General features: G+C 71.7%; 21 protein-coding genes. 11 read left to right on the top strand and 10 right to left on the bottom strand.

The annotated features are described in order from the left end of the window. Nucleotides 1–18: 18 nt before the first annotated feature. Entirely contained in the window at nucleotides 19–435 is a 417-nt protein-coding gene (locus tag NFX31_RS03125) for a VOC family protein (RefSeq protein WP_045251621.1), read from the bottom strand. Nucleotides 436–488: 53 nt separating this feature from the next. Here NFX31_RS03125 and NFX31_RS03130 point away from each other — a divergent pair, with 53 nt between their 5' ends. Continuing rightward, on the top strand, nucleotides 489–899 hold the full coding sequence (locus NFX31_RS03130; RefSeq protein ID WP_091478439.1) for a RidA family protein: 411 nt from the start codon (nucleotides 489–491) through the stop codon (nucleotides 897–899). A 12-nt stretch (nucleotides 900–911) separates the two neighbouring features. Here NFX31_RS03130 and NFX31_RS03135 read toward each other — a convergent pair whose 3' ends face one another. After that, complete coding sequence (locus NFX31_RS03135) at nucleotides 912–1,202, bottom strand: hypothetical protein (RefSeq protein ID WP_262957241.1); 291 nt, start codon at nucleotides 1,200–1,202, stop codon at nucleotides 912–914. Between the two features lie 122 nt (nucleotides 1,203–1,324). Further along, on the bottom strand, nucleotides 1,325–2,092 hold the full coding sequence (locus tag NFX31_RS03140; protein ID WP_262956766.1) for a siderophore-interacting protein: 768 nt from the start codon (nucleotides 2,090–2,092) through the stop codon (nucleotides 1,325–1,327). Between the two features lie 96 nt (nucleotides 2,093–2,188). On the opposite strand from NFX31_RS03140, the gene NFX31_RS03145 reads away from it, so the two are divergent. The 4 genes from NFX31_RS03145 to NFX31_RS03160 are packed head-to-tail and all read left to right on the top strand — an operon-like array spanning nucleotide 2,189 to nucleotide 6,057. After that, nucleotides 2,189–3,181: a siderophore ABC transporter substrate-binding protein gene (locus NFX31_RS03145; protein ID WP_262956767.1), complete on the top strand. Its 993-nt coding sequence runs from the start codon at nucleotides 2,189–2,191 to the stop codon at nucleotides 3,179–3,181. A gap of 20 nt (nucleotides 3,182–3,201) precedes the next feature. Continuing rightward, nucleotides 3,202–4,209 carry an ABC transporter permease gene (locus NFX31_RS03150; protein WP_262956768.1) on the top strand — a complete coding sequence of 336 codons (1,008 nt, stop codon included), beginning with the start codon at nucleotides 3,202–3,204 and terminating at the stop codon, nucleotides 4,207–4,209. After that, complete coding sequence (locus tag NFX31_RS03155) at nucleotides 4,202–5,251, top strand: iron chelate uptake ABC transporter family permease subunit (protein WP_262956769.1); 1,050 nt, start codon at nucleotides 4,202–4,204, stop codon at nucleotides 5,249–5,251. Before NFX31_RS03150 ends, NFX31_RS03155 begins: the two co-directional genes overlap by 8 nt. Beyond that, nucleotides 5,248–6,057: an iron ABC transporter ATP-binding protein gene (locus NFX31_RS03160; protein WP_091478429.1), complete on the top strand. Its 810-nt coding sequence runs from the start codon at nucleotides 5,248–5,250 to the stop codon at nucleotides 6,055–6,057. The genes NFX31_RS03155 and NFX31_RS03160 overlap by 4 nt, the downstream gene beginning before the upstream one ends. Before the next feature lie 21 nt (nucleotides 6,058–6,078). Here NFX31_RS03160 and NFX31_RS03165 read toward each other — a convergent pair whose 3' ends face one another. Continuing rightward, nucleotides 6,079–7,026 (bottom strand): DNA-3-methyladenine glycosylase family protein, encoded by a 948-nt coding sequence (locus NFX31_RS03165; RefSeq protein ID WP_091478426.1) that lies wholly within the window; start codon nucleotides 7,024–7,026, stop codon nucleotides 6,079–6,081. Nucleotides 7,027–7,093: 67 nt separating this feature from the next. Continuing rightward, the gene (locus NFX31_RS03170; protein ID WP_091478424.1) at nucleotides 7,094–7,816 is read right to left on the bottom strand and encodes a winged helix-turn-helix domain-containing protein; all 723 of its coding nucleotides are present in this window, start codon (nucleotides 7,814–7,816) and stop codon (nucleotides 7,094–7,096) included. 329 nt (nucleotides 7,817–8,145) lie between these two features. On the opposite strand from NFX31_RS03170, the gene NFX31_RS03175 reads away from it, so the two are divergent. The 3 genes from NFX31_RS03175 (at nucleotide 8,146) to NFX31_RS03185 (ending at nucleotide 12,799) form a co-directional block, all read left to right on the top strand. Continuing rightward, nucleotides 8,146–8,454, top strand: a complete 309-nt coding sequence (locus NFX31_RS03175) for a GNAT family N-acetyltransferase (protein WP_258955398.1) — start codon at nucleotides 8,146–8,148, stop codon at nucleotides 8,452–8,454. 123 nt (nucleotides 8,455–8,577) lie between these two features. Continuing rightward, nucleotides 8,578–9,762: an exonuclease SbcCD subunit D gene (locus tag NFX31_RS03180; protein WP_091479013.1), complete on the top strand. Its 1,185-nt coding sequence runs from the start codon at nucleotides 8,578–8,580 to the stop codon at nucleotides 9,760–9,762. A gap of 16 nt (nucleotides 9,763–9,778) precedes the next feature. After that, a complete protein-coding gene (locus NFX31_RS03185) occupies nucleotides 9,779–12,799 on the top strand; it encodes an AAA family ATPase (RefSeq protein ID WP_091478419.1) in 3,021 nt (1,006 codons plus the stop codon). A gap of 18 nt (nucleotides 12,800–12,817) precedes the next feature. On the opposite strand, the gene NFX31_RS03190 is transcribed toward NFX31_RS03185, so the two are convergent. The 4 genes from NFX31_RS03190 to NFX31_RS03205 all read right to left on the bottom strand — a co-directional run bounded on the left by NFX31_RS03190 (nucleotide 12,818) and on the right by NFX31_RS03205 (nucleotide 17,566). Beyond that, on the bottom strand, nucleotides 12,818–13,990 hold the full coding sequence (locus NFX31_RS03190; protein ID WP_045251631.1) for a thiolase family protein: 1,173 nt from the start codon (nucleotides 13,988–13,990) through the stop codon (nucleotides 12,818–12,820). 53 nt (nucleotides 13,991–14,043) lie between these two features. After that, entirely contained in the window at nucleotides 14,044–15,864 is a 1,821-nt protein-coding gene (gene glmS, locus NFX31_RS03195; protein WP_045251632.1) for a glutamine--fructose-6-phosphate transaminase (isomerizing), read from the bottom strand. Between the two features lie 45 nt (nucleotides 15,865–15,909). After that, the gene (locus tag NFX31_RS03200) at nucleotides 15,910–16,170 is read right to left on the bottom strand and encodes a hypothetical protein (protein WP_262956770.1); all 261 of its coding nucleotides are present in this window, start codon (nucleotides 16,168–16,170) and stop codon (nucleotides 15,910–15,912) included. Between the two features lie 172 nt (nucleotides 16,171–16,342). Then, nucleotides 16,343–17,566 carry an acyl-CoA dehydrogenase family protein gene (locus tag NFX31_RS03205; RefSeq protein WP_091478416.1) on the bottom strand — a complete coding sequence of 408 codons (1,224 nt, stop codon included), beginning with the start codon at nucleotides 17,564–17,566 and terminating at the stop codon, nucleotides 16,343–16,345. A 34-nt stretch (nucleotides 17,567–17,600) separates the two neighbouring features. Between NFX31_RS03205 and NFX31_RS03210 the strand changes: the two genes are divergently transcribed. Next, nucleotides 17,601–18,179: a TetR/AcrR family transcriptional regulator gene (locus tag NFX31_RS03210; RefSeq protein ID WP_045251634.1), complete on the top strand. Its 579-nt coding sequence runs from the start codon at nucleotides 17,601–17,603 to the stop codon at nucleotides 18,177–18,179. 12 nt (nucleotides 18,180–18,191) lie between these two features. On the opposite strand, the gene NFX31_RS03215 is transcribed toward NFX31_RS03210, so the two are convergent. After that, nucleotides 18,192–18,806 carry a TetR/AcrR family transcriptional regulator gene (locus NFX31_RS03215; RefSeq protein ID WP_045251635.1) on the bottom strand — a complete coding sequence of 205 codons (615 nt, stop codon included), beginning with the start codon at nucleotides 18,804–18,806 and terminating at the stop codon, nucleotides 18,192–18,194. Between the two features lie 168 nt (nucleotides 18,807–18,974). Here NFX31_RS03215 and NFX31_RS03220 point away from each other — a divergent pair, with 168 nt between their 5' ends. Both NFX31_RS03220 and NFX31_RS03225 read left to right on the top strand, forming a co-directional pair. Further along, nucleotides 18,975–20,447 carry an APC family permease gene (locus NFX31_RS03220; protein ID WP_082072429.1) on the top strand — a complete coding sequence of 491 codons (1,473 nt, stop codon included), beginning with the start codon at nucleotides 18,975–18,977 and terminating at the stop codon, nucleotides 20,445–20,447. Beyond that, the gene (locus NFX31_RS03225; protein WP_175491257.1) at nucleotides 20,444–21,565 is read left to right on the top strand and encodes a DmpA family aminopeptidase; all 1,122 of its coding nucleotides are present in this window, start codon (nucleotides 20,444–20,446) and stop codon (nucleotides 21,563–21,565) included. Before NFX31_RS03220 ends, NFX31_RS03225 begins: the two co-directional genes overlap by 4 nt. Nucleotides 21,566–21,625: the final 60 nt, after the last annotated feature.

The raw sequence follows: 21,625 nt of genomic DNA on the forward strand, positions 1-21,625 counted from the left end.
GACCCGGCGGGGCGCGGCTCAGCCGGTGACGCCGTCCCGCGGAGGGTTGTGCACGAACTCGAGGCGGATGCCGTTCTCGTCCTCGACGAAGGAGGCGTAGTACCGGTCGGAGAACCGGGTGAACACCTTCGGGGCGCGCACCGAGGTCCAGCCGGCGCCGAGCGCGATCGCGTGCAGGCGCTCCACCTCGGCGCGCGAGTCCAGCGCGAACGCCAGATGCTGCCAGCCGATCCGTCCGTGGCGGTGCGGTTCGGCGTCGGGGTCCTGCGCGCGGTACAGGATCAGCTCGGTCTCGTCCTCGCGCGACCAGGCCATCCCGCCTTCCAGCTCGCTGCCGTCGGACACGCAGCCCAGAGCGGTCAGCACCGGGTTCCACTGGGCGAAGGCACGGTCGAGGTCTCTGACGGTGAGGCCGAGGTGATCGAGAAGCGGCATGATCCCAGTCTGCCCGACGGCGCGGAGCCCGCCCGGTGCGACAGACTGGCGGGATGACCGCCGTCACCCTGATCCGAGCCGCAGAGCTGTCCGACGTCGCGCAGTACGCGTATGCGGCGACCGCACCGGCCGATGCACGGCTGATCTTCCTCGCCGGCGCCTGCCCGCTGAACCGCGACGGAACGACCGCCGCGGTCGGCGACTATCCCGCGCAGGCCGCGGCGTGCATCGCGAATCTGCGGGGAGCGCTCGCCGCCGCGGGCGCCGCGATCACCGACGTGATCAGCACGCGCGTGCTCGTCGCCTCGACGGACCGTGCGGATCTCGGCGCGGCCTGGGCGGTCGTCCGCGAGGCGTTCGGAGAGCACGACGTGCCGAGCACGCTGCTCGGCGTGACGGTGCTGGGCTACGAGGACCAGCTCGTGGAGATCGAGGCGATCGCCGCCGTCGTGGATCCGCGCTGATCCGGACGATCGCTATTCGCGATCGAGCCCGAAGGTGCGCTTGACGAGAGCCTGCACGTCGCGGTCGAGTCCGTCCATGCGGACATTGACCGCGTCGAAGCGGGCGTTCATCTCGTTGCGCAGGCCACCGATCTGGCCGTTCATCTCGCTGCGCAGGCCGCCGAGCTGGCCGTTCATCTCGTTGCGCAGGCCGCCGATCTCGGCACGCACGACGCGGACGAACAGCGTGGAGACGACGGTGAGCATGCCGAACATGAGCGCAGTGAAGGTCCCGATCATGGTCCAGATCTGCGCATCGTTCATCGAGCTCACTCCCTCATCGTCGCACTGATCCTCCGAGGCTGCCATCGCGCCGACGGGTCGATCACTCGACGGCGCAGATCGGTGCAGAACTGCGCCGGATCCGCGCCTGTGCGGAGCGTACGTCAGTGCGGCGCGTGGTATTCGGCCTCGCCGCGTCGCCAGTAGCCCTTCACCACGGCCTGCGCGGGATCGACGCCCCAGCGCTCCAGCAGGGCGCGAGCGGGCTTCACGATCGAGGACTCGGCCGCGACGAAGACGAACGGCGCCTCGCCCGGTCGATCGGCGGTGCGCTGCGACTCCAGGAAGGACGCCAGGGCGGACCCCGCGGGGGCGTCGCCGCGGTGGATCCACTCCACGGGAACCGGCGCGTCGAAGGGCGGCTCGTGCTCGGCCGAGCGAACCTCGATCGCGATGCGGGCCGGCACGCCCGCGGGGATCCGCGCGGCGAAGCGGCGGATCGCGGGGATCGCGGTCTCGTCGCCCGCGAGCAGCCACCCGTCGGGTTCGCCCTCCAGCACCAGCGAGCCGCGCGGGCCGCCGACGCCGACGACGGAGCCCAGGGGAGCGCTCGCCGCCCAGGGCGCCGCGACGCCCTCATCCCCGTGCACCGCGAACTCCACGTCGAGCCAGTCCTCGCCCCATGCGAGCGGCGTGTATTCGCGGCTCGGCGCCGCGCGCAGCTCCTCGACCGAGTCGGTCGGCGCATCGACGAAGAACAGCCGCATGTGGTCGTCCGCCCCCAGCGAGTCGAAGCCGGCGAGGTCGGATCCGGAGAGGCGCACACGCACGAAATCGGGGGCGAGCCAATCGCGTGCGGTGAGCGTGAGCACGCGGAAGCGCAGCTCCAGAGGGCGTCGCGTCAGGGCGAAGCCGGATTTCGCGATGTTCATAAGGTAAGGCTAACCTGTGTAAGACCTCGGGCGAAGTTAGGTAACCCTTACCAGCGCCGGGTCGTCCCGCACATCCCGCAGAACAGGAGCATCTCCATGTCCGTGCCTCGGATCCTCACCGCCACTGCGCTCGGCCTCGCCGCCGCCGTCGCCCTCGTCGGCTGCGCCTCCGGCCCCGCCGCCGCGCCCACGGAGAGCGCGACCGCGCGCACCGTGACCGTCGAGGACAACAACGGCGAGCACACGCTCTCCGCGCCTCCGGCCTCGGTCGTCGCCACGGACAACCGCACGTTCCAGACGCTCGCCGACTGGGGCATCCCGGTCAAGGCCGCCGCGGTGTCGCTCATGCCCGAGACCGTCTCGTACGTCCGCGACAAGAGCATCGTCGACCTCGGCACGCATATGGAGCCCGACCTGGAGGCCGTCGTCGCGGTCGCCCCCGACCTCATCGTCAACGGGCAGCGCTTCACCCAGCACCACGACAAGCTCGCCGCGCTCGTCCCGGACGCGACGATCCTCGAGCTCGACCCGCGCGACGGGAAGCCGTTCGACGCGGAGCTGAAGCGCCAGGTGACCGTGCTCGGCGAGGTCTTCGGCGAGCAGAAGGAGGCGAAGAAGCTCACGGACGATTTCGACAAGGCGGTGGACCGCGCCAAGAAGGCCTACGACGGATCCGGCGTCATGGCCGTCACCACCTCGGGCGGCAAGATCGGCTATCTCGCGCCGACCGTCGGTCGCACGCTCGGCCCGCTGTTCGACATCCTCGGTCTCACGCCGGCGCTGGAGGTCCAGGGGGCCGACGACAACCACAAGGGCGATGACATCTCGGTCGAGGCGATCGCCGCATCGAACCCGTCCTGGATCCTGGTGATGGACCGCGACGCGGTGTTCGCGAAGGACGACGCCTCGTACGTGCAGGCCGCGGACATCCTCGAGAAGAATCAGGCGCTCGCCTCGGTCGCCGCGATCCAGCAGAAGCACGTCGTCTACATGCCCACCGACACCTACCTCAACGAGGGCATCCAGACGTACACGACGTTCCTGAACTCCTTCGCCGAAGCTCTGGAGAAGAGCGCGAAGAAGAGCTGACACAACGCAGGAGAAAGCGCATGCTGACTCTTCGCCAGCGCTCGACGACCGACAGGATCCTGCGTCCTGTGGGCCGTCGGGCGCGGCTCTTCGATCCGGCGCTGCTCGTCGGCGTCCTCGTGATCGCGGGGCTCCTCGTGCTGTCGCTGTTCGTCGGCGTCTACGACGTGACCGGATCCGCCGGCGGCGCGGAGATGTTCGCGATCACGAGGATCCCCCGGACGACCGCGCTCGTGCTGGCCGGCGCCTCGATGGCGATGGCGGGCCTCGTGATGCAGATGCTGACGCAGAACCGCTTCGTCGAGCCCACGACGACCGGGACGACGGAGTGGGCGGGCCTCGGGCTGCTGGCCGTCTCGGTGCTCGTGCCCCATCCGAGCATCCCGCTGCGGATGGCCGGCGCGGTGCTCTGCGCGTTCGTCGGCACGCTGGTGTTCTTCGCCTTCCTGCGCCGGGTCTCGCTGCGTTCCTCACTGATCGTCCCGATCGTGGGCATCATGCTGGGCGCGGTGATCGGATCCGTCTCGACCTACCTCGCCCTCGCGACCAACACCCTGCAGACCCTCGGTGTGTGGTTCGCGGGCAGCTTCACCTCCGTGCTGCGCGGGCAGTACGAGCTGCTCTGGATCGTCGCGATCGTCGGCGTGATCGTCTTCGTCGTCGCCGACCGCTTCACGATCGCGGGGCTCGGGGAGGAGATCGCGACGAACGCCGGCCTGAACCACGGCAGGGTCGTGCTGCTCGGCACGGTGCTCATCGCCGCGACCACGGGCGTGGTGACGGTGGTCGTCGGCAATCTGCCCTTCGTGGGACTGATCGTGCCGAACGTGGTGTCGATGGTCCGCGGCGACGACCTGCGCAGCAACCTGCCGTGGGTGTGCCTGCTGGGCGTGGGCCTGGTCACCGTGTGCGATCTGATCGGGCGCACCGTCATCATGCCGTTCGAGGTTCCGGTCTCCCTCGTGCTGGGCCTGGTCGGCGGCGCGGTGTTCCTCGTGCTGATCCTGAGGACGCGGCCCCGTGGCTGAGGCGCTGACCGCGAGCCCTGCCCGGGTCGGATCCGCAGGCGGGCGCACGTCCGGAGCGTTCCCGACCGCCCGTGCGCGACGCCGCTACGCGCTCGTGGTCGCGATGCTCGCGGTCGTCGCCGGGGCGGCGCTGGCCGGCCTGCTCGTGCACGGCAACCCCATGCCGTTCGGCACCGACGGCTTCTGGCGGATCGTGCAGCTGCGCGTCACCGGCGTGGTCGTGATCCTCGTGGTCGCGGTCGCGCAGGCCACCGCGACGGTCGCGTTCCAGACCGCGGCGAACAATCGCATCGTGACCCCGTCGATCATGGGGTTCGAGTCGCTGTACACGGCGATCCAGACCGCGGCCGTGTTCGCGCTCGGAGCCGCGGGCGTCACCGCGCTGCAGGGCGTGCCCCAGTTCGCCCTGCAGATCGTGCTGATGACCGGGTTCGCCGTGGCGCTGTACGGATGGCTGCTGTCGGGGCGGCGCGGCAGCATGCACGTGATGCTCCTGGTGGGCATCGTGATCGGGGGCGGGCTCGGCGCGGTGTCGACGTTCCTGCAGCGGATGCTCACGCCGAGCGAGTTCGACGTGCTCTCCGCGCGCCTGTTCGGGAGCATCGCCAATGCCGAGGCGTCCTACCTGCCGCTCGCGATCCCGCTGTGCCTGACCGGATCCGTGCTGCTCCTGCTCCGCTCGCGCCGGCTGAACGTGCTCGCGCTCGGATCCGACGCCGCGAACGCGCTCGGCGTCGACCACCGGCGCGAGCAGCTGAGGGTGCTGCTGCTCGTGGCCGTGCTCATGGCGACCTCGACCGCGCTCGTGGGGCCCATGACGTTCCTCGGCTTCCTCGTCGCGACGCTCGCGTACCAGCTGGCGGACACGCACGACCACCGCCTCGTGCTCCCGGTCGCGATCCTCGCCGCGATCGCCGTGCTGGGCGGCGCGTACTTCGTGATGAAGCACGTCTTCGCGGCGCAGGGCGCCGTCTCCATCATCATCGAGCTGGTCGGCGGATCCGTCTTCCTGCTCGTCCTGCTCAGGAAGGGACGTCTATGAACAAGGTCCGCACTCGAGCTCCGCACGGCCGGCGGACCGGAGCCGACGCCGGGATCTCGATCGCCGGCGTCCGCAAGCGCTACGGCGACGAGGTGTCGATCGGTCCGGTCGACCTGGAGATCCCCGCCGAAGGCGTGACGGCGCTGATCGGCCCCAACGGCGCCGGCAAGTCGACGCTGCTCACCATGATCGGGCGGCTGCTCGGGATGGACGAGGGATCCATCCGGATCGCCGGACTCGACGTCGCCGCCACCCGCTCGAAGGATCTGGCCACGGTCGTGTCGATCCTGCGCCAGGAGAACCACTTCGTGACCCGGCTCACGGTCCGCCAGCTGGTGGGGTTCGGCCGGTTCCCGCACAGCAGGGGCCGCCTCACGCGCGCCGACGAGGACGCGGTCAGCCGGGCGATCGACTTCCTCGGGCTCGGCGAGCTGGAGCAGCGGTACCTCGACGAGCTCTCCGGCGGTCAGCGGCAGCGCGCGTATGTCGCGATGGTGCTCGCGCAGGACACCGGCACCGTGCTGCTGGACGAGCCGCTCAACAACCTCGACATGAAGCACGCGGTGCGCATGATGCGGCATCTGCAGCGGATCTCGGACGAGCTCGGCAAGAGCGTCGTCGTGGTGCTGCACGACATCAACTTCGCCGCGCGCTACGCCGACCGGATCTGCGCGATGAAGGACGGCGCCGTGGTCGCCTTCGGTCCGGTATCCGAGATCATGCGCGGCGACGTGCTCACCGAGGTGTTCGAGACGCCCGTCACTGTGATCGAGGGCCCGGACGGACCGCTCGCCGTGTGGCATTGAGCGGACCCGCCGGCCCGGGGCTCACCGCGAGCGGTGGTCCTCCGGGGCGAGCCGGGGACCGCGTCGCGGCTCTGCCACGCCGCTCAGGCGGATGAGCCGTACCACCCGCTGCCGATGGCCGGCCCAGGGAGCGAGCAGCTCGAGCATGCCGGCGTCGTCGGTGCGGTGGCCGGTGAGCGCGAAGCCGACCTCATGCGCGAGGTGGTAGTCGCCCACGCTCACGGCGTCCGGATCTCCGAGGGCGCGGATCCGGGTCTCCGCCGCAGTCCACGGGCCGATGCCGGGCAGGCTGGTGAGCGCGGCGTCGCGGGCGTCGCCGTCGGCGGCGGCGAGCACGGCGCGCTCGAGGCTGGGTGCCCGCTCAGCAGCGCGCACGAGCGTGCGGGACTGCGGCGGCTGCACTCCGGCCCGGTGCCAGGCCCAGGACGGGATCCGGCGCCATCCCGCGGCGTCGGGCGCGACGGCCATCGCGCGCGGCGTCGGGCCGGGAGCGGGGTCGCCGAAGCGGGAGACGAGCACACGCCAGGCGCCGTACGCCTGGAACCCGGTGACCTTCTGCTCGAGGACGACCCCCGCCAGCGCGTCGAAGACCGCGTCGGTGCGACTGAGCCGCAGGCCGGGAAGGCGTCGTGCGGCGTCGGCCAGCACGGGATGCGACGACGGGTCGAAGCCGTCCGGGTCGTCGAGCGCCCCGCAGAGTGCGGGAACCCGGGCGAGCGCCTCCTCGGCGCCCGGACCCCAGGCGCTCGCGCGCACCTCGCCGGAGCCGGGCCGGAGCGCGAGCGTCGCGATGCCGGCCGGCGTGCGCAGCGCGAGCCAGAGCACCGGTCCGTCGCGCACGATCGTCGGATCCTTCGGACCGCGGCGCAGGATGCCGACGGTCTCGTGCAGATCGAGCGCCGCACGCGGGCGGTATGCGCTCTCGCGCACCGGCCACGCGCGGGGTGCGGGATCCGCGGCGAGGGTCATGGGAACACCCTAGATCCGCGGGCCGACAGCGGGACTCAGGATCCCGGCCGACCACCCGCCGGGGTGCTCAGAAGCGGTCGGGGGAGGGGGTGCCCACGCCGTAGCGGATCGCGACGTCGGCGTGCCGGTCGAACCGGTAGCCCACGCCGCGCACGGTGCGGACGATGTCCTCGTAGCGGCCGAGCTTGGCGCGCAGCCGGCGCACGTGCACGTCGATCGTGCGCTCGCCCGGAGCCTCCTCGTCGGAGGTCTGCCAGAGCGCGGAGACCAGCTCGGAGCGCTCGATCGTCGAGCCCTCGCGCAGCACGAGGTACTGCAGGAGCTCGAACTCCTTGTAGGTGAACGCCGCCGACTCGCCGTCGATCAGCACGCGCTTGCGGGAGATGTCGACCACGACGCCTCCGCCGTCCTGGGGCTCGCGCTCCTCGGCCTCGGCCTTGGAGCGGGCGATCGCGCCGGGCTCGTGCAGGGCGAGGCGGACGACGTCGAGGTCGCGGCCTCCGGTGCCCTGCGGGGCGAGGGCGACGGTGGCGTGCGTCTCGGCGTCGGGGGCGAGCTCGGCGAGGGTGCGGCGCAGGGCGTCCACCAGCAGCGGCAGGCTCACCCCGTTCGTGGCGGCCTTCAGCTCGTCGATGCCGACGTAGAGGGCGAAGCCGCGGGGCGAGCGGGACGGCGGGGCGTCGACGGCGGGCGCAGCGGGGGTGTCGATCTGGGTGCGCGGCACGGCGTGAAGACGCGGGGCGGCGGGGGAAGCGGTGAGGGGACGCTCGAGGAGTGCGGTGTTCGACATGATGATGGGTCCTTGAAAGGAAGGAGTCAGTCGGAAGACTCGGAGAGTGTTGCGAAGAGACCGGCGAGCCGGTGGAACGAGCACGCGGATGGGTGCTCGAGACTCAGCCCGCGAAGATCACGACGAGCGAGTCAGACAGAGTTCTGTGGCTTCAGCGACACATTCGGCAACACATGCCAACGCAACCGGGCATCATCATCCCGGTCGTCCCGTTCGCCTCCTGGGCGGACAAGGGGCGTGCGTTGGTGGTCATGGGCCCGATTATGACCGACGGTGACCTCGTGTGTCAAAACGGACCCGGTCGAAGAATGCGGGCGTACCGTGAGACGGTGGCGATCTTCACAGACTCGGACCGGTTCGTGCTCACCCGGGAGGACGACGCGTCGCGGTACACGCTGACGCGCGACGGCGTGCTGGTGAGCGTGCTCGACTACCGCGACGACGGGCGCACGATGGCGCTCACGAGGGCTTTCACCATCCCGACTTTCCGCGGATCCGGCTATGCGGCCGTCGTGGTCGAGGGTGCGGTCGACGACATCGCGCGCCGCGGGGACCGGCGCATCGACGCAGTCTGCTGGTACGTCGCGGACTGGTTCGAGGCGCACCCCGAGCGGGCGGATCTGCTGCGCACGCGCTGAGCCCTACCGCGGATCCGGCCTCTGTGACGCTCTGTTACGCCGTGCACGCCGCGGCACAGGGGTCGCGGCCGACCCCGGCACGCCTCGGAGGGAATGTCGGATGCCGTCCGTAGCGTGGAGGGCATGAGGATCCTGCACACCAGCGACTGGCACATCGGCCGGGGCTTCCACGGGCATTCCACCCTGGGGGCGCTCGCCGAGGTGCTCGACGCGCTCGTGGCGCAGGTGCGGGAGAACGACGTCGACGTGGTGGTCGTCGCCGGTGACGTGTTCGACTCCGCGACCCCCGCCGCCGAGGCATACACCCTGCTGACCGACGCGCTCGTCGGCCTGTCCGACGCCGGCGCGCAGGTGATCGTCACGAGCGGGAACCACGACTCCGCCGCACGGCTGGGCTTCCAGGCGCGGCTGCTGCGCGCGGGAATCCACGTCGTGACGGATCCGCGCACGGTCGGCGAGCCGATCACCCTCTCCGATGAGCACGGCCCGGTGCGCTTCTTCGGAGTGCCGTACCTGGAGCCGGCCATCGTCCGCCAGCACGCGGCCTTCCAGCCGCAGGAGCAGGCTGGAGCCGAGGCGCGTCCGCTGCGCACCCAGGCGCAGACCGTCGCCCGCGCCATGGAGCTCGTGCGCGCGGGGCTCGCTGAGCACCCCGGGCGCTCGGTCGTGATCGCGCACTGCTTCGCGGCGGGCGTCGACGCGACGACCGGGCTCGAACGCGAGATCCGGCAGGGCGGCATCGACATGGTCCCGGTGTCGGTCTTCGACGGCATCGACTACGTGGCGCTCGGGCACATCCACGGCCGCCAGGCGCTCACCGAGCGTGTCCGCTACGCCGGGGCGCCGCTGCACTACAGCTTCGGCGAGCAGCACAAGCCGCGGGGATCCTGGCTGGTCGACCTCGACGCCGCCGGCGCGGTCGAGGCGTCGTGGCTCGATCTCCCGGTGCCGCGCCGCCTGGTCACGCTCACCGGATCCTTCGACGAGATCCTGTCCGCCGACCTCGTCGCGGCGCACGCCGACGACTGGGTGTGCGCCGTCTACACCGACGACCTCCCGCAGACCGAGCCGATGCGACGCCTGCGCGAGAAGTACCCGTTCTGCGCGCTCGTGCAGCACGAGCCCGCCGTCACGGCGACCACCGAGGAGCGCTCCTACGGCGAGCGGCTGCGAACCGCGGTCACCGATGAGGAGCGCATCGACGCGTTCCTCGCCCACGTGCGCGCGGGAGCCGGAGCGAGCCCGCGCGAGCGGGAGCTGATCCGCGAGGTGCTGGACGACCGCACCCTCGCGGAGGCGCTGGTCTGAGGAGGGCCCGCACGCCGTGAGACTGCACCGCCTCGAGATCGAGGGCTTCGGCCCGTTCCTCCGCCGCCAGACGATCGACTTCGACGCCTTCGCCGACGACGGCGTGTTCCTGATCGGCGGCCGCACGGGCGCCGGCAAGTCGAGCATCCTCGACGCGGTCTGCTTCGGGCTGTACGGCAACGTCCCGCGCTACGAAGGCGGCGAGAAGCGGCTGCGGAGCGACCACTGCGAGCCCGCGGATCCGACCGAGGTCGTCGTGGAGTTCAGCACGGTCGCGGGGAGGTTCCGGGTGACCCGGTCCCCCGAGTACCAGCGACCGGCCAAGCGCGGCGGAGGGCTGACGAAGCAGGCGTCGTCCGTGGCCCTCGAGGAGCTCGTCGGCGGAGCCTGGATCGGCCGCGCCGCGCGGGAGGTCGACGTCGCGCACGCGCTCGACGAGATCCTGCAGCTGAACCTGCAGCAGTTCCTCCAGGTGATCCTGCTCGCGCAAGGGCGCTTCGCGCGTTTCCTGCTCGCCGACAGCCGCGAGCGGCAGTCGCTCCTGCGCCGGTTGTTCGGCACGGGGCGGTTCGAGGACTATCAGGCGCGCTTCGACGAGCGCCGTCGCGCCTCGGAGCAGGCGCTCGGCGCCGGTCGCGCCGCCGTGCTCGCCCGCATCGAGGACGCGGAGCAGCTCGTCGCCGACCACGAGCTCGGCGGAGCCGACGCCGTCGCCCAGGGCGGAGAGGCGCAGGGCGCATCCGTCGAGGGGCGTCTGGAGGCCCTGCGCCGAGCGGGCGCGCGCGCCGACTACCGCGCCGAGCAGCGCCGCCAGGAGCGTGACATCGCCGAGACCGCGCACCGCGCGGCGACCGCGGCGCTGGTCGTCGCGCGTGAGGAGCGCCAGGCGCAGATCGAGCGGGACCGCGCCCGTTCCGCGCTCGCCGCACTGGACGCCGAGGCGCCGCGCATCGACGCCGACCGGCGCACGCTCGAGCAGGCGCGCACCGCCGAGGCGCTCCGGCACGTGCTGGATGCGGCGGAGCGCGCGGCGGCCAGCGCGGAGGCCGCGGAGGCGCAGGCGGCGGACGCCGCCGTGGCTTGGAAGGCCGCGTCCGCCGAGGACGCGGAGACCCCCGACGGCTCCGGGGCTCCCGACGGCTCCGAGGCGCCGGCGCTGCGGGACTGGGCCGCGGCGCTGACCCGTGCGAGCGGCGCCTGGCAGCAGGCGGCCGATGCCGAGGCACGCCTCGGCGCCCTCCAGGAAGCGGTCATCGCCGCACAGGGCGACGCGGAGGCCGTCGCAGCCGCGCGCGCGGCCCGCGAGGACGAGCGGGCGGCTCTGCCCGCCGCGCTCGAGGCGCTGACGGCCGAACGCGACGACCTGCGCCGGTCGGCGGATCGGCTGACCGAGCGAGACGCCGCGGTCGTGCTCGCCACTGCGCGGCTCACCGCCGCTCGCGAGGCCGCGGCTCTGACCGAGGAGCGCACCGCGGTGGTGCAGACGGTCGCGGATCGCGAGCGCGATGCGGCCGAGGCCTTCGCGCGGGCCGCGGATCTGCGGCGTCGCCGTGAGGCGGGGATGGCGGGCGAACTCGCTGCCGCTCTGGTGCCGGGGGAGGCCTGCAGCGTCTGCGGGTCGACCGAGCACCCGAGCCCCGCCGCGCTCGCGGATCCGGTCTCGGCCGACGACGTCGCGGAGGCGACCGAGGCGCGGGAGCGCGCCGCCGAGCGCGTGCGTGCGGCCACGGCCGCCCTCGCCGCACGGGACGCCGCGCTCGCCGCGGCCACCGCGCGCGCCTACGGGCGCACGGTCGACGAGGCCCAGGCGGAACTGACCGCGGCATCGGAGGAACGCGCCGCATCCGCCGCGGCCGGTGCGTCCGCCGCCGACGTGGAGCAGCGCCTCGCCGCGCTCCGGGCGCAGGACGACGTCCTCGAGGCAGAGATCGGAGGCCTCGCCGCGCGCCAGGCAGAGACGCGCGAACGGCTCGCGCTCGCGCGACAGTCTCTCGCGGCCGCGGAGGAGACCGTGGCGAGTGCCCGCGGCGGCTTCGAGACGGTCGCCGAGCGGCTGGAGCACGCATCGGTGCGGATCGTGGCGGCGCTCGCGCTCGCCACCTCGCTGGAGGAGCGCGACGCCCGCGCGGAGACCTCCGCAGCCGCCCGCGCCGAACGGGACGAGGCCCTCGCCGCCTCGCCGTTCGACGACTCCTCGGCAGCCAGGGCGGCCCTGCGGAGCCCCGCCGACCAGGCGGCGCTCGAGGAGCGGATCGCCATCCACGCCGCCGAGCGCACCAAGGAGCGGGCGATCCTGCTCGAGCTCGAGCTGCGTACCCTGCCCGACGAGCCCATCGACCTCGCACCCCACGAGACGGCGGAGGCAGCCGCCCGCACCGCGTGGACCGGGGCCGTCGACGCCGCCGGTCGCGCCGACGCGATCGCGGCTCAGCTCGGATCCCTCCTCGCCACGGCGACGGCCGCGCACACCCACGGTGCCGCGGCGGCCGAGGAGCACGAGATCCTGCAGCAGCTCGCCGACACGCTCGCGGGGCGCGGAGCCAACGCCTATCGGATGAACCTCGAGACGTTCGTGCTCGCCGCCGAACTGGAGGAGATCGTCGCGAGCGCGAACCTGCGCCTCGCCGACATGTCGTCGGGGCGGTACCGGCTGCAGCACAGCGACGCCCGTGCCGCGCGCGGGGCGGCGAGCGGACTGGGCATCGTCGTGTTCGACGCGTTCACCGGGCAGACGCGTCCGGCGCAGTCGCTGTCGGGCGGGGAGACGTTCCTCGGGTCGCTCGCGCTCGCGCTCGGCCTCGCCGAGGTCGTGACCGCCCGCGCCGGCGGGATCCAGCTCGACACCCTGTTCATCGACGAGGGCTTCGGCTCCCTCGACGGCGAGACGCTCGACGTCGCGATGCGCACGCTCGACGAACTGCGGGCAGGCGGCCGCACGGTCGGCGTGATCAGCCACGTCGAGGCGATGCAGGAGCAGATCCCCGCGCAGATCACCGTGCGCACGACCCCCGACGGCCCGAGCGTGATCGACGCCTGACCCCGCCGACGAGACGGGCTAAACCAGTTCGTACACCGTGGCGTTGGCCATGCCGCCGCCCTCGCACATGGTCTGCAGTCCGTAGCGGATGCCGTTCTGGCGCATGTGGTGCAGCAGAGTGGTGGTGAGCCTCGCGCCGGACGCGCCGAGCGGGTGCCCGAGCGCGATGGCGCCGCCGCGCGGGTTCACGAGCTCCGGATCCGCCCCTGTCTCGCGCAGCCAGGCCAGCACGACCGGCGCGAAGGCCTCGTTCACCTCGAACGCGCCGATGTCGGCGATGCCGAGGCCGGCGCGCTCCAGCACCTTCGCCGTCGCCGGGATGGGCCCGGTCAGCATGAGGATCGGATCCGAGCCCACGACCGCGACGCTGTGCACCCTCGCGATCGGCACGAGTCCGAGCTCGGCAGCCCTGGCGCTCGTCATCATGAGCACGGCCGCTGCCCCGTCGGAGATCTGCGAGGCGCTGCCCGCGGTCACCACGCCGTCGGCGACGAACGGCGTCGGCAGCGTCGCGAGCCGCTCGACCGTGGAGTCGCCGCGGATGCCCTGGTCCGTCACGACCTCGCCGTCGCCGGTCTCGACCGGGACGATCTCGTCGGCGAACAGCCCGGACGCGGTCGCCGCGGCCGCCCGCCGGTGCGAACGCACCGAGAACTCGTCGAGCTCGCCGCGGGTGAGCCCCCACCGTTTCGCGATCAGCTCCGCGCCCACGCCCTGGTTGCCGAGGTCGGGGAAGCGCTCGTGCATGAGCGGCCCGTAGGGGTCGGCGCCCGCGACGCTGGAGAACATCGGCACCCGCGACATCACCTCGACGCCCCCGGCGACGACGATGTCGGCGTAACCCGCGATGATCGCCGCGGCGGCGCTCTGGATGGCCTGCTGCGACGAGCCGCACTGCCGGTCGATCGTCATCCCCGGGACGTGCTCGGGCAGCCCCGCGGCCAGGGCGGCGTTGCGCCCCACGTTGAACGACTGCTCCCCGACCTGGGACACGCAGCCCCACATCACGTCGTCGACGAGCGCCGGATCCAGTCCCGTGTCGTCCAGCACCGCCCGGAGGGGGTGCGTGGACAGATCGACCGGGTGGATGCCGCGGAAGACACCGCGCTCGGGCTTGCCGATGCCGACCGCGGTGCGCCGTGCGGCGACGATGACCGCGTCCCGCCCGGACGACAGAAGAGGGGTGCTCATGCTGCCATTCTCCCTCCGCCCGGCTGTGCCGGCGCGGGCGGAGGGAAGGCGGGTCACTCGACGGTGACCGACTTGGCCAGGTTCCGCGGCTTGTCGACGTCGTGCCCGAGCAGCACGGCGGCGTGATAGGCGAGGAGCTGGGTCGGGATCGTCAGCAGGATCGGATCCAGCTCGGGCTCGTTCTTGGGGACGAGGATCGTGCGGGCAGCCAGATGGCCGAGGTCGACGCCGGCGTGCGTGATGGCGATGAGCGGCCCCTTGCGCGCGAGGATCTGCTCGGCGGCGGCGAGGTTCCGGTCGGTGAGCTCGTCGTCCGGGATCACGGCGACCGTGGGCATGTCGGGGTCGATGAGCGCGAGGGGCCCGTGCTTGAGCTCGCTGGTCTGGTAGGCCTCCGCGTGGATGTAGCTGATCTCCTTGAGCTTCTGCGCGCCCTCCCGAGCGACCGGGAACCCGCGGACCCGCCCCACGTAGAACGCGCTCTGCGCCTTGGCGACGTCGTCGGCGACCGCGGCGATCGCCTCGGAGCCGTCGAGGATCTCGCGGATCTGCTCGGGGATGCGCTGCAGCCCGCGCAGGATGCGCTGTCCGTCGGCGTGGGAGAGATCGTGCAGTCGTCCCAGATGCAGGGCGAGGAGGGCGAACGACAGCGCCATGTTCGTGAGCGCCTTGGTGGAGGCGACGGAGATCTCGGGCCCTGCGTGCAGGTAGATCCCCCCGTCGACGGTGCGCGCGATCGTCGAGCCGACGACGTTGACCACGCCGATCACCCGGCCGCCCTTGCGCTTGATCTCCTCGACCGCGAACGCGGTGTCGGCGGTCTCGCCGCTCTGGCTCACCGCGACGTAGAGCGTGTCCGACTCGATGATCGGCTGGCGGTAGCGGAACTCCGAGGCGGCCTCCGCGTCGGCCGGGATCCGAGCGAGGTCCTCGATGAGCTGCGCGCCGAGCTGCCCGACGTAGTACGCGGAGCCGCAGCCGAGGATCTTGATCCGGCGGAACCCGCGCAGCTCACGGGGGTCGAGGCCGAGGCCGTCCAGGCGGGCGGTGGCGAACCGCTCGTCCAGCCGGCCGCGCAGCACCATCGCGGCGGCGTCGGGCTGCTCGTGGATCTCCTTGAGCATGAAGTGCTGGTAGCCGCTGAGCTCGAGGTCCTCCGCGGCGACGCTGATCTCGACCGGCTCCGAGCTGGTCGGGCTGTTACCGCGGTCGAACGTGCGGAACCCGGTCGCGGTGACCGTCGCCAGCTCGCCGTCGTCCAGGTGCACCACGCGATCGGTGTGCCGCACGAGCGCCGCGACATCGCTGGCCACGAGCATCTCCTTGTCCCCGATGCCGATGATCAGCGGCGACCCGCTCCGGGCCAGCACGATCCGGTCCGGATGCCGCTCGTCCAGCACGGCGAGGGCGTACGTGCCCGTGATCCGCCCGAGCGCGGCGAGCACCGCCTCCTCGAGCGTCGCGGCCTCGGACTGGGCGATGAGGTGCGCGACGACCTCGGTGTCGGTGTCGCTGGAGAACTCGACGCCGGTCTGCGCGAGCTGCGCGCGCAGCGCCGCCGCGTTGTCGATGATGCCGTTGTGCACGACGCTGATCCGGCCGTCCTGGCTGCGCTGCGGGTGCGCGTTCTGCTCGACCGCGGGTCCGTGCGTCGCCCAGCGGGTGTGGCCGATCCCGACCGTGCCGGTCAGCCGCTTCGGCAGTGCGGCCTCGAGCTCGCGCACGCGGCCCACGCGACGGATCGCCGTGGTTCCCTTGGCGCCGAGGACGGCGAGGCCGGCCGAGTCGTAGCCGCGGTACTCGAGGCGGGTGAGGCCTTCGACGAGGACGGGGGCGGCGGCCTGGTGGCCGATGTATCCGACGATTCCGCACATGGGGAGCTCCTCAGGGATCGATGAAGGGGTGGACGGGCGGGCCGCTCAGCCGTAGACGATGCGGCGCAGCTGCCGCTCCGAGAGCTCGGGGGCCGCCACTCGGCGGTCACGGAGCTCGGAGGCGATGCGCGCGAAAGCCTCGGCGTTGCGCGTGCCGTAGAGCTGGAGCTCGGCGTGGCGGCGCCGCACATACGCCTCGACGGACTCGTCGTACCAGGCGAGCACGTCGTCGACGACCCGCGCGGCGACGCTCGCCGGCAGACCGGTCGATGCCGCGATCCGGTGGATCAGGTCATCGTCGGTCATGAGTCGAGTATGCGGATCCAGGATCCCGAATGACAAGAATCTGCCCGATTTCGGGCAGATTCTTGTCGGTTACCGCGTCTCCGGCCCCGCGCTCTCGGATTCGAAGCGCGCAAATGGCCCGATCGGGCCGTCGGATGCGGTCAGGTGCGCGCTTCGAAAAGCGAGGAGGCCGCTAGAGGCCGAGGCCGCGCGCGATGAGCATGAGCTGCACCTCCGTGGTGCCCTCGCCGATCTCGAGGATCTTCGAGTCGCGGTAGTGGCGGGCCACGCGGTACTCGTTCATGAAGCCGTTGCCGCCGAACACCTGGGTCGCGTCGCGGGCGTTGTCCATCGCGGCCTCGCCGGCGGTGAGCTTGGCGATCGCCGCCTCCTGCTTGAACGGCTTGCCCGCCAGCATCAGGGCGGCGGCGTGGTAGTACGCGCGGCGGGCGACCTGCGCGCGCGCCTCCATCCGGGCGATCTTGAACGCGATGGCCTGGTGGCCGCCGATGTGGGTGCCGAAGGCCTGTCGCTCCTTGGCGTAGCGCACCGCCTCGTCCACGCATCCCTGCGCGGCGCCGACCGAGAGGGCGGCGATCGCGATGCGCCCCTCATCCAGGATCCGCAGGAAGTTCGCGTAGCCCCGGCCGCGCTCGCCGAGGAGGTTCTCCGCGGGCACGCGCACGTCGTCGAACGAGAGCCCGTGCGTGTCGGAGGCGTTCCAGCCGACCTTGTCGTACGGCGGCGCGACCGTGAAGCCCGGAGTGCCGGACGGCACGATGATCGTCGAGATCTCCTTGCCGCGCTCGTTCTCGCCGGTGACGGCGGTGACGGTGACGAAGGCCGTGATGTCGGTGCCGGAGTTCGTGATGAACTGCTTCGCGCCGTTGATCACCCACTCGCCGTCGGCGGGGGAGCCTTCCAGGCGTGCGGCGGTGCGCGTGCGACCGGCGTCACTGCCGGCATCGGGCTCGGTGAGTCCGAACGCCCCGAGGGTCGTGCCCGCGGCGAGGGAGGGCAGCCAGCGCTGCCGCTGCTCCTCCGTGCCGAACCGGTAGATCGGCATCGCGCCGAGCGAGACTCCGGCCTCGAGCGTGATGGCGACGCTCTGATCGACCTTGGCGAGCTCCTCGAGGGCGAGGCAGAGCGCGAAGTAGTCGCCACCCATCCCGCCGTACTCCTCGGGGAACGGCAGGCCGAACAGGCCGAGCTCCGCCATGGCGGCGATCACCTCGTACGGGAAGCTGTGCTCGCGATCGTGCTGGGCCGAGACCGGCGCCACCACCTGCTCGGCGAAGTCGCGGACCGTCGCGGACAGTTCGCGGTACTCGTCGGGGAGTTCGGACGGGATCGCCTCGGACACGCAGATCAGCTCCTCAGTGAACGATCGGTAACTGAAATAGATGTTAGCGAGCATTCACTCGACTGTCCAGGATCGCTATCCTTGCGGGATGACCACCGCGAGGGCGCAGGGGAAGGCACGCACGAGGCAGCTGTTCCTCGACGCCGCCGCCCGGCTCTTCGCGGACCGCGGATTCCATGCCGTCTCGATCGGCGAGCTGGGCACCGCCGTCGGGGTCTCCGGGCCCGCGCTGTACCGGCATTTCCCGAGCAAGGAGGCCATGCTCGAGGAGATCCTGCTCGGCACCAGCGAGTTCCTGCTGCACGGGGGGACAGCGATCGTCGTCGCGACGCACGCGTCCGATCGGGAGCTGCTGGACGAGCTCATCGACTTCCACCTGACGTTCGCGCTGGCCCATCGCGACGTGATCCGCGTGCAGGACCGCGAGCTGGGAACGCTGCCCAAGGCGGCGAACCGCCAGGTGCGCAAGCTGCAGCGCCAGTATCTGGACCTGTGGGCCGAGGTCGTCGGGCGGATCCGGCCCGAGATCGAGAAGGCCGATCGCCAGGTCATGATGCATGCGGTGTTCGGGCTGCTGAACTCCACGGCGCACAACACCGTCGCGGGATCGGCGAACGAGCGCGCGATCCTCGCGACCGCGGCGCGCTGCGTGCTCCTGGGAGGGTGAGCGCCGCCGTCCTCAGTGGTGCAGGGACAGCTCGGAGCACCCCGTGACGATGCGCGCGTAGCCGAGCACGAGCTCGCGCGCGCGACGGGGGCTCGCGGAGCGGTTGCCGCTGATGATGTGCAGCTCGTACGCGTCCTCGAGCGAGACGAAGTTCTGCGCGAGATCGATGATGGGACCTGCGAGGCGGAAGTGCCCCTGCGCGACGCCGAGCTGCAGCGCGGCGAAGTAGAGCGCGACCTGCCGGTCGTACAGCGCCTGCAGGAGCGGCCCCATCGTGGCGCTGCCCCGGCGGAACAGGTCGATGTCGTGCATCGCGATGACGAGCGCGTCGTCCTCGCTCTTCGGGATGCCGGCGTCGATCATCGCGGCGAGCTGCTCCCGCGCGTCCGGGATGTCGGCGAGGGCCTGCAGGCGCGTCGTGTAGAACCGCTCGCACGCCCACGTGTAGACGTCGTCGATGAGCTGATCCAGGTCGTTGAAGTGGTAGTGCACGGTGCCCGTCGACACGCCGGCCCGCTCGGCGACGTCCTGGATGCGCAGGTTCGCGATCCCGCGATCGCGGATCGCGTCGAGCGTCGCCAGGATCAGCTGGTCGCGACGCTCCGGCGTCTTCTTCGCACTTGCCATGCGCCCATCCTCTCAGGGTGACGAGTCGCGCCGCGGATCCGATCCGGATCCACTCCGAATGTTACGAGTTTGATTCGCGAGTCAAAAGATTGGACTCAACCGTTGACTTAACAAGGATCGTACTTTTGACTGGGCAATCAAATAGCCAACTCGACGAAAGGCTCGACGATGAGCGACGGATTGCAGGAGGACCTCGGCGAAGCCGCGGGCGCGCTCGGGGCGAAGGCCCCCGGGATCGTCCCCGACACCGGGAAGTACGAGCAGCAGCTCTCCCGCGGACTGACCTTCAAGGAGAACATCCTGATCACGCTCTCGGCGGTGACGCCGGCGTCGAGCGTGTTCATCATCGTTCCGGCGATCATCAACGGCATCGGCGGCGCGTCGGCGCTCGCCTTCCTCATCGGGGCGCTCGTCGGCGTGTTCGTCGCGCTCTGCTACGCCGAACTGTCCAGCGCCTTCCCCATCACGGGCGGCGAGTACGCGTTCGTCGCGCGCACCCTCGGCAAGCCCTGGGGCTTCGGGCTGTTCCTGCTGAACCTGGTCAGCGGCGTGCTGATCATCGGCGTGATCGCCTCGGGCGCCGGACAGTACCTCGGGGTGCTCTCGGAGGCCCTCGGCGGCGGATGGGTCGGGATCGTCGTCATCCTGGTGACCACCGTCATCGCCTGCCTGGGGATCAAGACCAACGCGTGGGTCACGGGCGTCTTCCTCGTGCTCGAGATCGGCGCCCTGGTCGTGCTGACGGTCGTGGGCTTCCTGCACGTCAGCCAGCCGATCTCCACGCTGTGGACCGTCGCGACGAGCGGTCCCGGAGGGGTGCTCGTGAGCGCGTCCGCCGGCCTCGTCGTCTCGTACACCGCGACCGCCCTCTTCGCGTTCAACGGCTACGGCGCCGCGGTCTACTACGCCGAGGAGACCAAGAACGCCCGCTCCACGATCGGGCGCGCGATCCTCTGGTCGCTGCTCATCGCGGTGGTCGCGGAGATCGTGCCCACGATCGCCGTGCTCCTGGGGTCGAAGGATCTCGCGGCCCTCGTGGCGTCCCCCTCGCCGATGACGCAGTTCCTGACCGAACGGGCGGGCCCGGTCGTGAACACCCTCGTCAGCGTGGGAATCGCCGTCGCCGTGATCAACGCGGTGCTCGCGATCATCCTGCAGTTCGGCCGCACCCTGTTCTCCTCCGCCAGGGATCGCTCCTGGCCCGACGCGATCAACCGCCCGCTGGGCCGGATCCATCCGACGCTGCGCACGCCGGTCGTGGCGACGATCATCGTCGGCGTCATCGCCGCGCTCTGCCTGTGGCTGGTCCCGTTCAGCGTGCTGCTCGTCGCCACGAGTGCGGGGATCGTGATCCTCTACGCCCTGGTCGGTCTCGCCGCCTTCGTCGGCCGGCTCAACCACACCACCGACGCCGCCGAGTACCGGATGCCGCTGTGGCCGGTCGCGCCGATCCTGATGACGCTCGCCACCCTGGTGATCCTCGTCATGAGCCTCATCGCCGACTGGGTCCCCGTCGCGGTGGCCGTCGGCATCTTCGGCATCGGCCTGCTGTACTACGCGCTCTACCTGCGCGGGAAGCCGGATCGCTGGACCCTGCCGCTGCCGGCGGACGAAGAGCTCGAGGACGAGGTGCGCGGGTGAGCCGGGCACGGGCCCGCGACCTCGGGCTGGTGCGCGGCGGGATCCCGGGCCCGCACAACGCGATCACCGACGTATCCGGCGTCGAGGTCGGCTACACGACGCTCATCGAGCAGCACGATTCCGCCGTCGTCCGGACGGGCGTCACGGCGATCCTGCCCCGGGGGCGGGCCGGAGCGGCTTCTCCGGTGGCCGCCGGCGTGCACTCCCTCAACGGCAACGGCGAGATGACCGGCTCGGTGTGGATCGCCGAGTCCGGAAGCCTCGGCACCCCGGTGCTCATCACCAACACCCACTCGGTCGGCGCGGCGCACGAGGGCGCGATCCGCTGGATGCTCGAGGCCGTGCCGGGCGCGGCGGACCAGTGGCTCCTCCCCGTGGTCGCGGAGACGTGGGACGGGCGCCTGAACGACATCAACGGACTGCACGTGCGTCCCGAGCACGCCGTCGGCGCGCTCGACGGCGCCCGATCGGGGCCGCTCGACGAGGGCGCGGTCGGCGGCGGCACCGGCATGATCTGCTACGGGTTCAAAGGCGGATCCGGAACGGCTTCGCGCCGGGTGGCGCTGGGCGACGCGGAGTACACGGTCGGCGTCTTCGTGCAGGCGAACTTCGGCGAGATGACCGAGCTCACGGTGCGCGGGGTGCCGGTGGGGCCCGTGCTCAAGGACGAAGCGCCCGCGGAACCGGGCGGCGTCGCATCGCCGGCGACGGGGTCGGCGACACCGCCGCAGGGCGCGGGGAGCGTGATCGTGGTGGTCGCGACCGATGCGCCGCTGCTCCCCGGCCAGTGCACGGCGATGGCGCGGCGGGTCTCGCTCGGGCTCGCGCGCACCGGGACCGCAGGGTCGCACTTCTCGGGCGACATCTTCCTCGCCTTCTCGACGGCGAACGAGGGCGCTCTGGCGAGCCGCTTCCCCGCAGACGGCGACGACGTCGTGCTCGACGCGCTGCGCGCCGTGCCCTGGGGGCGGATGGATCCGCTGTACACGGCGGTGGTCGAGGCGACGGAGGAGGCCGTGCTCAACGTGCTCGTGGCGGGGGAGGACACGGTCGGCCACCGGCACAGCGTGCGGGGCCTGCCCGTCGCGCGGGTGCAGGAGCTGCTGAACGGGGAGTAGCCGGCGACGGAGGCGCGTCAGGAGAACATCCGGAGAACGATCCGGGATCCTCTTGTCCTC

Origin of the sequence: Microbacterium azadirachtae, assembly GCF_025583665.1 — a bacterium.
In the GTDB taxonomy this organism is placed as follows: domain Bacteria; phylum Actinomycetota; class Actinomycetes; order Actinomycetales; family Microbacteriaceae; genus Microbacterium; species Microbacterium azadirachtae.